The sequence below is a fragment of the Pandoraea nosoerga genome, assembly GCF_902459585.1.
Lineage (GTDB): Bacteria > Pseudomonadota > Gammaproteobacteria > Burkholderiales > Burkholderiaceae > Pandoraea > Pandoraea nosoerga.
The window spans coordinates 128339-142385 of sequence record NZ_CABPSC010000001.1 but is presented as its reverse complement, the minus strand read 5'-3'; the positions used below and the strand labels follow the sequence as shown (position 1 = coordinate 142385).

The following is a 14047-nucleotide window of genomic DNA, read 5'->3' as shown; positions in this document are numbered from 1 at the left end:
CATCCTCGTGCGCCCGTCACGGCGCAAGTCGCTGGGCGCGCGCGGCGACCCGCGCCAGCGAAAGGGCGCAGACCACGTTGAATACGTGGAGGCCGCCCGGTCCGAGCAGCGTGATCGCGGCCGAGGCGATCATCGGCCCGAGCATGCCGCCGACCGAGAAAAGGATGAGCAGCGTGGCGCTCACCACGACGCGCTGCTCGGCGGCGGTGCGGTCATTGACATGGGAGACGATCAGCCCGTACTGCGTGAAGTTGACGGCCGAGAACAGGAACATCAGCACGACCACGAGCCAGTGGGCCTGGAAAACGACGAGCGGCGCGCAGAATGCCGCCGACGCGAGCGCGAGGCGGCGCGACACGACGCGCCGATCCATGCGATCCGACAAGCGTCCGACCGGCCATTGCATCAGCAAGGCGCCGAACAGCGCCACGCCCATGAGCGCCGACAGGGCGCCGATCGAAAAGCCGATGCGCGCGAGGTAGATCGGCACGATGGCATAGAAGGCGCTGTAGAGAAACCCCGCGAGGATGCACCCCGGAATGGCGATGGGGGTGGCGCGCGCCATCTCGGCGATGCCCTCGAAGAGACTGAGCGCGGGTTGCCTGGCGAGCCGTTCGTCGGCCACACGCGTGGGCCAGCCCTGCATGAGGGTGATCGGCAGGATGGCCGCCACGAAGAGCGCGGCAACGAGCAGCAGTTGTCCTTCGCTGCCCGGCTCGCCGACATTGAGCAGGAACTGACCGGCGCCGAGCGCGAGATAGTTGATCGTGAGATACGAACCGAAAACGCGGCCGCGCATGGCGTTCGGCACCGAGCCGTTGAGCCAGCTCTCCACCGTCGTGTACATGCCCATCAGTGCGAAGCCGGTGCCGAGCCGCGTGGCGCACATCATGAGCATGGATTCGCTCACCGCGAAGCCCATCACGAACAGCGCGGCAAGGGCCGTGAACGCGACGAATGCGCGATGCTGCCCGATGCGCTCGATGAGCGAGCGGTTGTAGAACGCCCCGAGCAGAAAGCCGCCGTAGTAGCACGACTGGATCACGCCGACGGTCAACGTCGACGCGCCGTATTGAAGCGCGTGAAACGGAATGGCCGTGGCGAACAGCCCGTTGCCGACGACCAGCACGCCATAGCCCAGCAAAATGCCCATGAGCGCCGGATAGACGCTCAGGGGCAGCGGTACGGCGTCTGCCGGGGCGGGGCCGGGCGCGGGCGACGGCGCGCCTAGCAGGGCGCCTTCGGACAATGGGCCGGGACGATCGGCGTCGTCTTCGGCAGGGGCGGCATCAAGCGACGGGTCTCGCTGCATCGTGTCTCGCGGCCAGAGGAATGGGCAACAGGCGAATTCGCGCCCGACGCGCCAGCCAAGGCCGGTGCTTTGCACTGCAAAACGGAATGCAGCCGCAGGCGTGGGCCGGCAGCGTGAGCGATACCCCGAATCATCGCACGGGATGGCGCGGCAGCGGCTGCCGCCCGACCGCCATCGCCGCCGCCGTCGTCGTCGTCAGTGTTCCGTCACGCTCGCACCGTGCCACACCTGCTCACGGCGCTTGCGGCTGCCGATCCAGGCGGCGGAAAGCGCGCTCACGAGGCCGGCACAGAGCACGTAGATGCAGATCATCCACGGCTCGCCGCCGTTCTTTTGGAGCAGATAGGTCGCGATGATCGGGCTCAGTCCGCTCGCAAAGATGCCGGAGAACTGGTAGACGAACGAAATGCCGGTGTAGCGCACCTTGGCGTCGAAGAGTTCGGAGAAAAGCGCGGCTTCCGGCCCGTACACCGACGCGTAGATCACGCCGAGCGGAATCACGATCGACAGCCACACGATCATGACGTTGCCGCCGCTCGCCTTCATCAGCCAGAACCCGGCGAACGACGACAGGCCGGTCGCGAGCGAGCCCCAGAAGTAGATGCGCGTGCGCCCGATGCGATCGGAGAGCTTGCCGAAGAACGGGATGGTGAAGATCATCACGAACGCGGCGGCCATCACGCCGGTGAGCGCCTCGGTCTGCGAGAGCTTGAGCGTTTGCGTGAGATAGGCGATGGAGAACACGCCGAAAATATTGAAGAACACGCCGTCGATGAAGCGGGCGCCCATGCCGGCGAGCACGTTGCCGGGGCTGCGCGTGAGCACTTCCGCAATGGGAATCTTGATCTCGGCGCCGGCCTTCTTGATCTTCGAGAACTCCGGCGTCTCCATGACGTTCAGGCGAATATACATGCCGATCGCCACGAGCCCGACCGACAGGAAGAACGCCACGCGCCAGCCCCACGCGAGAAACTGTGCGCTGGTGAGCGCGTAGGACAGCACCGCCACCACCCCCGAGGCGAGGCACAGGCCGAGCGCCAGGCCGACCTGCGGAATGCTCGCGTAGTAGCCGCGCTTTTCCTTCGGCGCGTATTCGAACGCCATCAGCACGGCGCCGCCCCATTCGCCGCCCAGCCCGATGCCTTGCAGCACGCGCAGCATAAGCAGCAGCACGGGCGCCCACAGGCCGATCTGGGCGTAGGTGGGCACCATGCCGATGAGCATGGTCGCCACGCCCATGATGGTGAGCGTCATCACGAGCATGCTCTTGCGCCCGAGCTTGTCGCCGAAGTGACCGAAGATCACGCCACCGAGCGGCCGGCTCAGGAAGCCGACGGCGAAGGTGCCGTAGGCGAGCATGGTGGAGACGAGCGGGTCGCCGCCCGGGAAGTAGAGTTTGTTGAACACGATGCCCGCGACGACACCGTAGAGGAAAAAGTCGTACCACTCGATGGTGGCGCCGATGAGGCTGGCGACGACGACACGGCGCATCTGCCGGGCGTCGGACTGTGTCGATGCATTCATGGTTGTCTCCGAATCTTGTCGTGATGGGGGCTGACGTTTGCGGCTAGAGGGCTACGGCAACTTGGGCCGCCGGCGCGCTTTGCGCCTCGCTGCCTCGGACCTCCGGTATGCCCGAGCGCTGCTTTCTGTCCTCGAGAATCATGTCCGCCGCCTTCTCCGCGATCATGATGGTCGGGGCATTGGTATTGCCCGAGACGAGCTCCGGCATGATCGAGGCGTCCACCACCCGCAGGGCGGCGAGCCCGTGTACGCGCAGACGGTCGTCCACGACGGCCATGGCGTCGTGGCCCATCTTGCAGGTGCCCGCGGGGTGGTAGATCGACTGGCTGAACTGGCGTGCGGCCTGGAGCAGTTCGTCGTCGCTCCGGTAGTTCTCGCCGGGGATGAATTCGCTGACGATGTGCGGCGCGAGCGACGGCGCCGCGGCAATGCGGCGCGCGACCTTGATGCCGTCGATCACCACGCGATGGTCGCGTTCGTCGGACAGATAGTTCGCGTGCAGCGCGGGATACTGCAGCGGGTCGTTCGAGCGGATCTCCACGCTGCCGCGGCTGAACGGCCGCAATTGGCAGACCGACGACGTAAAGGCCGAGAAACGATGCGCGCCCTCACCGGGCTTGTCGGCCGACAGCGGCTGCATGTGGAACTGGATGTCCGGGCGCTCGACCTCCGGCCGCGAGCGTGTAAAGATCGCCACCTGGCTCGCGGCAAGCGTGAGCGGCCCGGTGCGGAACAGCGCGTATTGCAAGCCGATGAGCGCCTTGCGCAGCGGATGGTTGACCTCGTCGTTCAGCGTGCGCTCGCGCGTCTTGAAGACGAGCCGCACCTGCAGGTGATCCTGCAGATTCCGGCCGACGCCCGGCAGGGCGTGACGCAGCGCCACGCCGGCCTTCGCCAGCACAGCGGTCGGCCCGACGCCGGAGTTCTGCAGCAGTTGCGGCGAGCCGATGGCGCCCGCGGCCAGAATCACCTCGACGCGCGCCCGGGCCTTCCTGCGCTCGCCGTTCTGGAGGTATTCGACACCCACGGCGCGCTTGCCTTCGAACAGCACGCGGCACGTCTGCGCGTGCGTTTCCACGATCAGGTTGCGTCGCTTGCGGGCGGGTTTGAGAAAGCCCTTGGCCGTGCTCCAGCGAAAGCCCTTGAAGGCCGTCTGCTGGAAGTAGCCCACACCCTCCTGCGTCGCGCCGTTGTAGTCGGGATTGAACGGAATGCCGATGTCGCGCGCGGCGGCGATGAAGTGCTCGGCGATGGGACGGCGCAGCCGCAGGTCGGATACCTTGAGCGGCCCGCCGGTGCCGTGATACTCGTTCGCGCCGTGCTCCTGGTCTTCCGACTTGCGAAAGTACGGCAGCACGTCGTCGTAGCGCCAGCCGCGGTTGCCGAGCGCGGCCCAGCGGTCGTAGTCCTCGCGCTGCCCGCGCACGTACAGCAGGCCGTTGAGCGAACTCGAACCGCCCAGCACCTTGCCGCGCGGCCAGTCGATCCGACGATTCGCGACGTTGGCGTCCGCCTCGGTGCGGTAGCACCAGTCGAGCTGCGGATCGTGCATCGTCTTGAAGTAGCCGACCGGCACGTGAATCCACGGATTGCTATCGGGACCGCCCGCCTCGAGCAGCAGCACCCGGTTCGCCGGATCCGCGCTCAGCCGGTTGGCGAGCACGCATCCGGCCGAGCCCGCGCCCACGATCAGATAGTCGACCTCATGTTCCATACCGCCTGTCTCCTGCGTTGCGTTCGCTTCTCTGGGGTGAAACGATTCGTTTCGGAATATTTCGCTTCAATGTCGGCCAGCATCGGGCAAATGCCAAGCGAAAACGCGTATCTCGCGGGAAACTGAAACGGAATTCGCGCTAGCCGTCTCAGAAAAATGCAATTGCTGCAGCGCATCTGCGGGGTTTCACTAGGGACGTGACGGCGTGCGTCGAGTGCATCGGCGCTACGCGCGCCGGGGCGGCAGCGGCGCTCCCCGGGGGTTATCCCGAGGCTGATGGAATTTAAATAATTGGTATATTTTGTTTCTTTTTATTGCGTGAGTGACAGTCGAGGAGGCGCGATGCGCGAGACGGGCACGCTGGACGAACGGGATCTGCGCGCGAGCGAGGAGGCGCGAAACCTGCGGGCGCTGGCCGTCATCGAGCGGCTGGCGATGGCCGGACAGCCTTATACGCTCTCGCAGCTCGCTACGCGCCTGTCGATCCCGAAGGCCACACTCATGCGTCTGATCGAGGCGTTGGAACTGTGCGGGTACGTGTCGCACGTACCGGATTCGCGCGGCTCGGAGCGCGGACTGTCGCTGGGCCCGCGTGCGGCGCGCCTGGCGCTCGTCACACTCGCGAACAACAATTTCACGCGCGCGGCACGCTCGTTGCTGCGCACGCTGGTCGATCGCGTGGGCGAGACCGTCAATCTTACGGCGCTCGACGGCGACGAGGTGCTCTACATCGAGCGCGTGGAGACGAGCGAGCCGCTGCGCATGCAGATGCACCCGGGCATGCGTGTGCCGTTGCACTGCACCGCGAGCGGCAAGCTGTTCCTGTCTCAGATGCCGGCAGCGGAGCGTCGCGCGGTGCTCTCGCGTCTGGCGCTCAAGCGTATGACGCCGCGCACGATCACCGACGTGAGCCTGCTGGAGGCTGAGCTCGACAGGCTCGCCGCGCGTGGCATCGGCATCGACAACGAAGAGTTCGTGCGCGGCATGGTCGCCGTTGGCGTGCCGGTGCGCTCGCTCGACGACGGCCACGTGCGCGCGGTGCTCGCCGTGCACGGGCCGACGGCGCGCGTCACGCTCGAACAGTTGGTCGGATTGGTGCCGACGCTGCGCGAGACGGCAGCGGCGCTCGCGCCGTTGCTCGACTGGGAGCGCTCGAGCAAGCTCGAGGCGCTGGCGAAGAAGGCGGAGGCGGAGCGGGCCTAGGAAAGCCGGCTCGGTGCATCGGAAAGATCCGTAGCCGGCGCAAGCGGATCAAACACTCAAAACGTTTTCGCGAGTTCCTTGGCGGCTTCCTGCAGGCGCGGCACGAACTCCATCGCCTTAGAGAGCGACGTTCGCGAGACCGGGGCATGGACGGCCACCGCCGCGATGCACTGGCCGTCGTCCTTGAGCACGGGCGCCGCCACGCAGGCGATGCCGAGCACGAACTCCTCGTTATCGACGGCTATGCCCTTGTGCGCTATGCGATCGAGCTCGCTCTCGAGCAGTTCGGGATCGGTCAGCGTATTGGGGGTGAAGCGCTGGAGCTTCATCGCGCGCAGCAGTGCGGCGCGTTGCTCGCGCGGCATCATCGCAAGCAGCAGCTTGCCGCTCGCGCTGCTGTGCGCCGGCACGTGGGAGCCCGGCTTCAGGTCCAGGCGCAGCGGCCACGGCGCTTCCATGCGATCGAGATAGAGCACCTCGGTTTCATGGAGCATCGTGAGGTTGCACGTCTCGCCGAGATCGGCGACGAGCCGGCCCAGAATCGCATGCCGCATGCGGCGCGCGCCGGCCTGCATCATCACGCCCAGGCTCAGTTGCGCCAGGCGCGGGCCGATCACGTAGGCGTTCTTCTGGCCCGGTTCGCGTATCACCAGCCCGCCGGCTTCGAGCGAGCCGAGCATGCGATGCAGCGAGGCTTTGGGCATCTGGATGTCGTGCGCCATGTCGGCGAGCGAGACCGGGGCGTCGGCGGCGACGAGATACTCGAGCAGCGCGAAGGCGCGCAGGGTGGGCGTATCCGCCTTGTTCTCCGTGGATGCGTCGTGCTGGTTCGCTGCTTCGGTCATATGCGCCGTTCCGGAAAATGGATCAGCGGTATTGTACCCAAACGGGTTTTCGAGCGACATTGGCAGGTTCCGATGCGTTTCAGTTCGCTCGAATGTAGACGAGCGGACCAACGGCCGTCAATCCGTGTTTTAATTATTCGGAACGAATTGTTTCTAAAAATGGTTAACGTTATGATGCCCTGACCGACATCAGGCCGGGCCGCGCACGCCTGTGCACACGCGCAAGGCGGCCCGCCCCCCGCCCCCGCCGCACCGCCGCACCGCCGCACATCGATAGGAGAAGCACGTGATGGAGACCGCAATTCAACAGCCGGACCACCTGGTCGACGCCCGCACCGTTTTCGGGATCGATACCGATCTGCAGGTGCCGGCGTTTCGCGAGCGCGACGATCACGTGCCCGAGATCGATACGGCATACCGCTTCAATCCCGACGTGACGCTGGCCATTCTGGCCGGCTTCATGCGCAACCGCCGCGTGATGGTGCAGGGCATGCACGGCACCGGAAAATCCACTCACATCGAGCAGGTCGCGGCGCGGTTGAACTGGCCGTGCGTGCGCGTGAATCTCGACGGCCATATCAGCCGGCTCGACCTCGTGGGCAAGGATGCCATCGTCGTGCGCGACGGGCACCAGATCACCGAATTCCAGGAGGGCATCGTGCCGTGGGCGCTGCAGCGTCCGGTGGCGCTCATCTTCGACGAGTACGACGCGGGACGTCCCGACGTCATGTTCGTGATTCAGCGCATTCTGGAGCGCGACGGCAAGTTCACGCTGCTCGACCAGAATCGTGTGATCCATCCGCACCCGGCCTTTCGCATGTTCGCCACCACGAACACCGTTGGCCTGGGCAACCTGAATGGTCTTTATCACGGCACGCAGGTGCTCAATCACGCCCAGATCGACCGCTGGAACGTGGTGGCGACACTCAACTATCTCTCGCGCGAGGACGAAGCCGGCATCGTGCTCGCGCGCGTACCCGAACTCGACGACGAGGCCGGGCGCGCGCTCGTCGACTCGATGCTCAGCGTGGCGGAACTCACGCGCAAGGGGTTCGCCACCGGCGATCTGTCCACGCTGATGTCGCCGCGCACGGTGATCAACTGGGCGGAGAACGTGGGTATCTTTCGCGATGCCGGGCTCGCCTTCCGACTCACGTTCCTGAACAAGTGCGACGAAGCCGAGCGGCCGGTCGTGGGCGAGTATTTCCAGCGCGCCTTTGGCCGCGAGCTGCCCTCGGCCGATGCTGGCCGCTCGCTGCTGGCCGATGCGTCATGACGATCACCGAGCGCGAAGCCGCCCAACGCGCCGCCCGGCGCGAGGCGCTGTGCGGTGCGAGCGTGCGTGCGATGACCGGCGACGCCGCGCTGCACTACAGCGGCGCGCGGCTGTGCCGGAACATGCGTCCTCTACCGCTGCACGCGCCGCATTTGCAGACGTTGCCCGGCCAGTCGGACGTCTCGGCCACGCTTGCCACGCTGCGCGGCGCGGCCGATGGCGCGGCGCTACGCCTGCGCCACAGCGATGCGGCGCTGCATCGCAACCTGCAGCCGGAGCCGCCGCTCGAGCGCCTGCTCTTCGAACTGCTCGAGCAACTGCGCTGCGAGACATTCGTTCCCGCCGGCATGCCGGGCGTCGCACGGAACCTGCGCGAGCGCTTCGAGGCGTGGTCGCGCGCCATGCATGCCACGGGCGTGGCCGACAGCCATGTCGGCCTGCTGCTCTACACCGTGGCGCAGATGAGCTGGTCGCGACTGACGGGCTACCCCGTCATCGAAGATACCGAAGGGCTCATCGAAGCCACGCGCATGGCGATCGCGCCGCGCATCGGCGGCGCCCTCGCGGGCATGCGGCGCGCGAGGGGGGACCAGCGGGCCTTCGCGGCGCACGCGCGTGAGCTGACCGCCGAAATTGCCGGCCTGATCCGGGCGGCCGGCGCCGAGCGTGCCGACGACGCCGAAAAGGACGACGAGGAACGCAAGGGCGTGCGCAACGCGTTCTCGCTGTTTCTCGACTTCGACGAAAACGAGGAGGACGGCATCACGCTTGCCCACTCCGGCGACAGCCGGGTGCTCAAGGCGTCCGAGCAAGGCTATCGCGTTTTCACGAACCGCTACGACCGCGAGCTGTATGCGGGCACGCTCGTGCGCCGCGCGCTGCTCGCGGAATTGCGCGAACGGCTCGACGAGCGGATCGTCTCGCAGGCCATCAACGTGCCGCGTCTGGCGCGCGCGCTCAAGGCGGCGCTGGCCGTGCCGCAGCGCGATGGCTGGTCGTTCGGCGAAGAGCAGGGGCGTATCGACGGCAGACGTCTCGCGCAACTGGTCAGCTCGCCTGCGGAGCGGCGGCTGTTCCGGCTGGAGAAGCACACGCTGATTGCCGAATCGATGGTGAGCTTTCTCATCGACTGTTCCGGTTCGATGAAGGCGCAGATCGAGTCGGTGGCCATGATCGTCGACGTGCTCGCCCGGGCGCTCGACGCGGCTGGCGTGACCAACGAGATTCTCGGCTTCACGACCGGCGCATGGAACGGCGGACGCGCTCGCGCCGACTGGCTCGCCCGCGGCAAGCCGCCGTTCCCCGGGCGCCTGAACGAAGTCTCGCACCTCGTCTTCAAGGACGCGGTGACGAGCTGGCGGCGCGCGCGCACCGATATCGCGTCGCTGTTCAAGGCGGATCTCTTTCGGGAGGGCGTGGACGGCGAGGCGGTCGACTGGGCGTGCGAGCGCTTGCGCTCGCGCGTGGCCAACCGGCGTGTGCTGATCGTGATCTCGGACGGCAGTCCCATGGACGCCGCCACCAATCAGGTCAACGACGAGCACTATCTCGACCACCATCTGCGCGAAGTGGTGGCGCAGCAGCACGCGCGCGGCGACGTGGAGGTGCTCGGTCTGGGCGTCGGGCTGGACCTGAGCCCGTATTACCGGAATTCGCTCGCGCTGGATCTGACGTCCGCGCCCGACATGACGATGTTTGCCCGACTCGTCGAATGGATCGGCAGCGGCGGACGTCGTGGCCAGTAGCCTTGCGCCGGGCGCTCAGACCATCTCCAGCACGGCGCTTGCCATCAAGTGCACGCCGAGCAGGATCAGCGTGAGGAAGGCGAGGCGGCGCGTCGTCGTGCCGGAGAGCGGAGGCGGGTGGCGCCGTGCGAACAGCGTCGCGAAGGTCACGACCGGCAGTGCGGCCGCCGCTTGCCACCACATTGCCGGCGACAACTGACCCGCTGCGGCGCTGTAAGCCGTGCGGACCAGCGCCGTGACCGCGAACAGCAGAATCAACGCGCAACGAATCTGGACCAGCGTGAGCGGCTGCCGATAGAAATAGAAGATGAGCGGCGGCCCCGAAATGCCGAACATGCCGCTTAGCAAGCCGCCGAAGATTCCGCTGAAAAAGAAGCCCATGTCGCTCGCACGCTCGGGTTTTGGCGCGGGCCGGAGCGCCGAGCCGATGCCGCCATAGAGGATGACGGCGCCCAGCAACAGATGCAGCACGTTCGATGCCGCGCCATTCAGGTAGTCGAACAGCAGCACGCCGACGACCACCGAGGGAAGGATGCCGAGCGTGGCGGCGCGCACCGCGCGCCAGTCGATGTGATGCCAGGTGCCGGGCAGCGCCAGCGCGCTGTTCACGAGCGTGACGAGACTCACGAGGATGGCGACGCTCGCGACCGGCGCGAGCCCGAAGCCGCTTGCGCCGCCGAGCACGATCATGCCGAGCCCGAAGCCGGTGACCGTCTGAAAGTACGTGGCAAAGCCGAGCAGCGCCATCAACGGCAGCGAGGCCAGGACTGCGTGCCACGTCATGGCTGGATCGCGAGCGGCGACGTCCCCGTCAGTTTGGCGCGCGCGGCCTGCGCCTGCACGCAGGTCACGCCGATCACGTAATAGATGTCGTCGGCGCTGCAGCCGCGCGACAGATCGTTGGCGGGACGATTCAGGCCCTGCAACAGCGGTCCGATCGCCTTCGCGCCGCCGATGCGCTCGGCCAGCTTGTAGCCGATGTTGCCGGCATCGAGATTGGGGAAAATCAGCGTGTTGGCGTGTCCTTCGACTTGCGAATGCACGACCTTGCGCTGTGCGATCTCCGCGACGATGGCCGCGTCGAGCTGTACATCGCCGTCGATGGCCAGCCGCGGTCGGGCCGCCTTCACCAGGCGTGTCGCTTCCACTACCTTGTCGACCGCGGCGTGCCGGGCGCTGCCGCTCGTCGAAAACGAAAGCATGGCCACGCGCGGCGGCTCCATGAGCAGCGCGCTTGCGCTGTCGGCCGCGGCCAGTGCGATCTGCGCGAGCTGGGTGGCGTCGGGGTCGACGACGAGCGCGCAGTCGGAGAAGATCAGCCCGCCCTTCATCGTGTGGAACGGCTCGCAGAGCATCATCAGGAAGAAGCTCGAGACCAGCTTGAACGACGGCTGCACGCCAATGATCTGGATGGCCATGCGCACGACGTCGGCCGTCGTGTTGACGGCGCCGGCCACGGAGCCGTCCGCGTGCCCGAGCCGCACCATCATGTTGGCGAAGCCGAGCGGGGCGTGCATTTCCTCGGCGGCCTGCGCGCGCGTCATGCCCTTTTTCGAACGCATGCCGAACCACGTCTCGGCGAACGCGTCGGTCATGGGCGACGTGGTCGGATCGACGAGCTCCATGCCGCTCAGATCGATTCGCGCAGCCTGCGCGGCGCGCTGCGTGCGGGCGATGTCGCCTACCAGCACGATGCGGGCGATGCCCTCGCGCGTGGCCCGTGCGGCGGCCGAGAGGATCCGCTCGTCTTCCGACTCGCACAGCACGATGCGCATCGGTGCGCGGCGCGCGGTATCGATGATGCGATTGATGGCTTTCATGATGTCGAAAAAATAAAAAAGCGCCCCCGGCACCCACAGAGCCGGGAGCGCTGTAACACGGCTTACCTCGATCGCGTCAGACGTAGTCCTTGTACTTGTCGAGCAGGCGGACCGGCTTCGACAGCGCGTCGCGGCGGAACGGGTCGCCGAGCTCGCGGGTACACATGATTTCGATGATCGTCGTCTTGCCGTGATTCATCTGCAGATCGACGGCCTTCTTGAGCGCCGGGCCGACATCTTCCAGACGGTCGACCACGATGCCCTCGGCGCCCATCGCCTTCGCGATGCCGGCAAAGCTCGGGCTGTCGAGTTCGCCCGCCACGAAGCGGCGGTTGTAGAAGTCCACCTGGTTCTTCTTCTCGGCGCCCCACTGGCGGTTGTGGAAGACCACCGCCGTGACCGGAATGTTGTGGCGCACGCAGGTGAGCGTTTCCATGAGGCTCATGCCCCAGGCGCCGTCGCCGGCATACGAGATCGCCGGACGGTGCGGTGCGGCCACCTTGGCGCCGATGATCGTCGGGAACGCATAGCCGCAGTTGCCCCAGCTCATCGCCGCGAAGAAGCTGCGCGGCTTGTTGAAGCGCAGATAGCTGTTGGCCACCGAGTTGATGTTGCCGATGTCGGTCGACACCATCACGTCTTCCGGCATGGCCTTCTCCAGCTCGCGCAGGACCTGGCGCGGATGCAGATAGTGGCCGCCGTTGAACGTCTTCTCGTGTTTCTGCTCTTCGATCATGTCGAGGCTGTACGGATCGCGCTCGTGGGTCCACTCGTCGAGTTCCTTCTCCCACGCGGCCTTCTCCGTGGCGATCTGGTCGGCGCGCGCGGCGCGCGTGGCGTCGCAAGCGAGCGTGCGCCCGGCCAGACGCTGCGTGATCGCGATCGCCGCGGCCTTCGCGTCGCCGCAGATACCGACCGAAATCTTCTTCACGAGGCCCAGCATCTTGTGATCGGCGTCGATCTGGATGATCTTGGCGTTTTTCGGCCAGTAGTCCATGCCGTGCTGCGGCAGCGTGCCGAACGGCCCGAGGCGCGAGCCGAGCGCGACGACCACGTCCGCCTGCGCGAGCAGCTTCATGGCCGCCTTCGACCCCTGGTAGCCGAGCGGGCCGCACCACAGCGGATGGTTCGCCGGGAACGAGTCGTTGTGCAGGTAGCTGTTGACCACCGGGGCGCCGAGGCGTTCGGCGAGTGCCTTGCACTCCTCGACGGCGTCGGCCATCACCACACCGCCGCCCGAGATGATGACCGGGAACTTGGCTTGCGCCAGCAGTTCGGCCGCTTCGTTCAGGCGCTCTTCACCGCCGGCGCCGCGGTCCAGCCGCTGCGGACGCGGAATCTCCGCCTTGATCTGGCCATAGAAGTAGTCGCGCGGAATGTTGAGCTGCGTCGGGCCCATTTCCGACATGGCGCGGTCGAAGCAGCGGCCGGTGAATTCGGCCATGCGCGCCGGGTGCGTGACGTGACCCTGATATTTCGTGAACTCCTGGAACATCGGCAACTGCTTCGCTTCCTGGAAGCCGCCCAGGCCGATGCCCATCGTGCCGGCTTCCGGCGTCACGATCACGACCGGGCTGTGCGCCCAGTAGGCCGCGGCGATGGCCGTCACGCAGTTCGAGATGCCCGGGCCGTTCTGACCGATTACGACACCGTGGCGGCCCGACACGCGAGCGTAGCCGTCGGCCATGTGTCCCGCGCCTTGCTCGTGCACGACCGGAATCAGGCGGATGCCGGCCGGCGCGAAGATGTCCATCGCATCCATGAAGGCCGAGCCCATGATGCCGAACATCTCCGTCACGCCATTGGCGACCATCGTTTCGACGAACGCTTCGGACGGCGTCATGGCTTGCGGGCCGGCGTCGGAGGCGGTCAGTTGCTGGGTGGCCGTAGCCGGATCTTTGGCATTCATGGGGTGTCTCCAGTGAAAAATAAACGGAACAAATAATTCCGATTTCGTGCGCGTAAGTGAAAATCTAGGCGATAGAATCGCCATCGTCAATCAGTATTTTTATTATCTGGTACGTTTTGTATTGAAAAATACAAATTTCGGGCGAGAAACCGATAGGCGCGCGCGACGTGTGCGCCGTCTCCAAACAAAAAACGCCCCGGCAAGCGGGGCAGGAAGCCGGGCGGGTGACGCGGACATGGTGTCGTCGTGGCGCTCGCTCAGAACGTCAGAACGCCGGACGGTCCTTGCGGAAGGCGTTCTTCACTTCGATCTTGCCGTCGCGCAGCGTGAAGACGTCGACCATGCGCGCTTCCACGCGCGTGCCGTCGGCCTTCGTGCCGCGGAACGTCGACTCCGATACGGCGCGGTTGCCGCTCACGAAGTGCACGCCTTCGGTCCACGAGGCGTCGGGGAAGTTCTCCCACGCCGACTGAAACGCGGCGCGCACGGCCTCGCGGCCTTCGAAGGTGCGGCCCATCGCCTCGGGGCCGGCCACCGCGTGGAATACGCACGTGTCGGTCATGCACGCCATGAGCGCGTCGATGTCGTGACGGTTCCACGCGTCGTTGAAGGTCTCGAGCAAGCGGAGGGTGGTGGCGTCGTTCTGGGTCGTCATTGCAGATTCCTGAATTCAGATGAAACAAACAAAGCAGTCGATGC

Annotated in this window: 11 protein-coding genes; 3 read left to right on the top strand and 8 right to left on the bottom strand. The window is 66.2% G+C overall.

Features of this window, described 5'->3' with window-relative positions; all coding sequences use genetic code 11:
- Nucleotides 1–16 precede the first annotated feature (16 nt).
- The 3 genes from PNO31109_RS00640 to PNO31109_RS00630 form a co-directional block, all read right to left on the bottom strand.
- The gene (locus PNO31109_RS00640) at nucleotides 17–1312 is read right to left on the bottom strand and encodes an MFS transporter (protein ID WP_150553708.1); all 1296 of its coding nucleotides are present in this window, start codon (nucleotides 1310–1312) and stop codon (nucleotides 17–19) included.
- A 195-nt stretch (nucleotides 1313–1507) separates the two neighbouring features.
- On the bottom strand, nucleotides 1508–2836 hold the full coding sequence (locus PNO31109_RS00635) for an MFS transporter (protein ID WP_150553707.1): 1329 nt from the start codon (nucleotides 2834–2836) through the stop codon (nucleotides 1508–1510).
- 43 nt (nucleotides 2837–2879) lie between these two features.
- Nucleotides 2880–4550 carry a GMC family oxidoreductase gene (locus PNO31109_RS00630; RefSeq protein ID WP_150553706.1) on the bottom strand — a complete coding sequence of 557 codons (1671 nt, stop codon included), beginning with the start codon at nucleotides 4548–4550 and terminating at the stop codon, nucleotides 2880–2882.
- 342 nt (nucleotides 4551–4892) lie between these two features.
- Between PNO31109_RS00630 and PNO31109_RS00625 the strand changes: the two genes are divergently transcribed.
- Nucleotides 4893–5753 carry an IclR family transcriptional regulator gene (locus PNO31109_RS00625; RefSeq protein ID WP_150553705.1) on the top strand — a complete coding sequence of 287 codons (861 nt, stop codon included), beginning with the start codon at nucleotides 4893–4895 and terminating at the stop codon, nucleotides 5751–5753.
- A gap of 56 nt (nucleotides 5754–5809) precedes the next feature.
- Here PNO31109_RS00625 and PNO31109_RS00620 read toward each other — a convergent pair whose 3' ends face one another.
- On the bottom strand, nucleotides 5810–6598 hold the full coding sequence (locus PNO31109_RS00620) for an IclR family transcriptional regulator (RefSeq protein ID WP_150553704.1): 789 nt from the start codon (nucleotides 6596–6598) through the stop codon (nucleotides 5810–5812).
- 289 nt (nucleotides 6599–6887) lie between these two features.
- Here PNO31109_RS00620 and PNO31109_RS00615 point away from each other — a divergent pair, with 289 nt between their 5' ends.
- Together PNO31109_RS00615 and PNO31109_RS00610 are read left to right on the top strand one after the other, a co-directional pair.
- Nucleotides 6888–7874 carry an AAA family ATPase gene (locus PNO31109_RS00615; protein ID WP_174966227.1) on the top strand — a complete coding sequence of 329 codons (987 nt, stop codon included), beginning with the start codon at nucleotides 6888–6890 and terminating at the stop codon, nucleotides 7872–7874.
- Nucleotides 7871–9619 (top strand): cobaltochelatase CobT-related protein, encoded by a 1749-nt coding sequence (locus PNO31109_RS00610; RefSeq protein WP_150553702.1) that lies wholly within the window; start codon nucleotides 7871–7873, stop codon nucleotides 9617–9619. The genes PNO31109_RS00615 and PNO31109_RS00610 overlap by 4 nt, the downstream gene beginning before the upstream one ends.
- Before the next feature lie 15 nt (nucleotides 9620–9634).
- On the opposite strand, the gene PNO31109_RS00605 is transcribed toward PNO31109_RS00610, so the two are convergent.
- From PNO31109_RS00605 to PNO31109_RS00590, 4 genes are all read right to left on the bottom strand, one after another.
- A complete protein-coding gene (locus tag PNO31109_RS00605) occupies nucleotides 9635–10402 on the bottom strand; it encodes a sulfite exporter TauE/SafE family protein (protein ID WP_150553701.1) in 768 nt (255 codons plus the stop codon).
- Complete coding sequence (pta, locus tag PNO31109_RS00600) at nucleotides 10399–11439, bottom strand: phosphate acetyltransferase (protein ID WP_150553700.1); 1041 nt, start codon at nucleotides 11437–11439, stop codon at nucleotides 10399–10401. Before pta ends, PNO31109_RS00605 begins: the two co-directional genes overlap by 4 nt.
- Nucleotides 11440–11515: 76 nt before the next feature.
- Nucleotides 11516–13348, bottom strand: coding sequence for a sulfoacetaldehyde acetyltransferase (gene xsc / locus PNO31109_RS00595; RefSeq protein ID WP_174966226.1), 1833 nt, complete (start codon nucleotides 13346–13348; stop codon nucleotides 11516–11518).
- A 265-nt stretch (nucleotides 13349–13613) separates the two neighbouring features.
- Nucleotides 13614–14003, bottom strand: coding sequence for a nuclear transport factor 2 family protein (locus tag PNO31109_RS00590; RefSeq protein WP_150553699.1), 390 nt, complete (start codon nucleotides 14001–14003; stop codon nucleotides 13614–13616).
- Between the last annotated feature and the right edge of the window lie 44 nt (nucleotides 14004–14047).

Excerpts from the sequence above, each read along its gene's own strand:
- PNO31109_RS00630 (WP_150553706.1), bottom strand. The coding sequence starts at position 4,550 with ATGGAACATGAGGTCGACTATCTGATCGTGGGCGCGGGCTCGGCCGGA.
- PNO31109_RS00605 (WP_150553701.1), bottom strand. The coding sequence starts at position 10,402 with ATGACGTGGCACGCAGTCCTGGCCTCGCTGCCGTTGATGGCGCTGCTC.
- PNO31109_RS00610 (WP_150553702.1), top strand. The coding sequence starts at position 7,871 with ATGACGATCACCGAGCGCGAAGCCGCCCAACGCGCCGCCCGGCGCGAG.
- pta (WP_150553700.1), bottom strand. The coding sequence starts at position 11,439 with ATGAAAGCCATCAATCGCATCATCGATACCGCGCGCCGCGCACCGATG.
- PNO31109_RS00635 (WP_150553707.1), bottom strand. The coding sequence starts at position 2,836 with ATGAATGCATCGACACAGTCCGACGCCCGGCAGATGCGCCGTGTCGTC.
- PNO31109_RS00640 (WP_150553708.1), bottom strand. The coding sequence starts at position 1,312 with ATGCAGCGAGACCCGTCGCTTGATGCCGCCCCTGCCGAAGACGACGCC.
- PNO31109_RS00625 (WP_150553705.1), top strand. The coding sequence starts at position 4,893 with ATGCGCGAGACGGGCACGCTGGACGAACGGGATCTGCGCGCGAGCGAG.
- xsc (WP_174966226.1), bottom strand. The coding sequence starts at position 13,348 with ATGAATGCCAAAGATCCGGCTACGGCCACCCAGCAACTGACCGCCTCC.
- PNO31109_RS00615 (WP_174966227.1), top strand. The coding sequence starts at position 6,888 with ATGGAGACCGCAATTCAACAGCCGGACCACCTGGTCGACGCCCGCACC.
- PNO31109_RS00620 (WP_150553704.1), bottom strand. The coding sequence starts at position 6,598 with ATGACCGAAGCAGCGAACCAGCACGACGCATCCACGGAGAACAAGGCG.
- PNO31109_RS00590 (WP_150553699.1), bottom strand. The coding sequence starts at position 14,003 with ATGACGACCCAGAACGACGCCACCACCCTCCGCTTGCTCGAGACCTTC.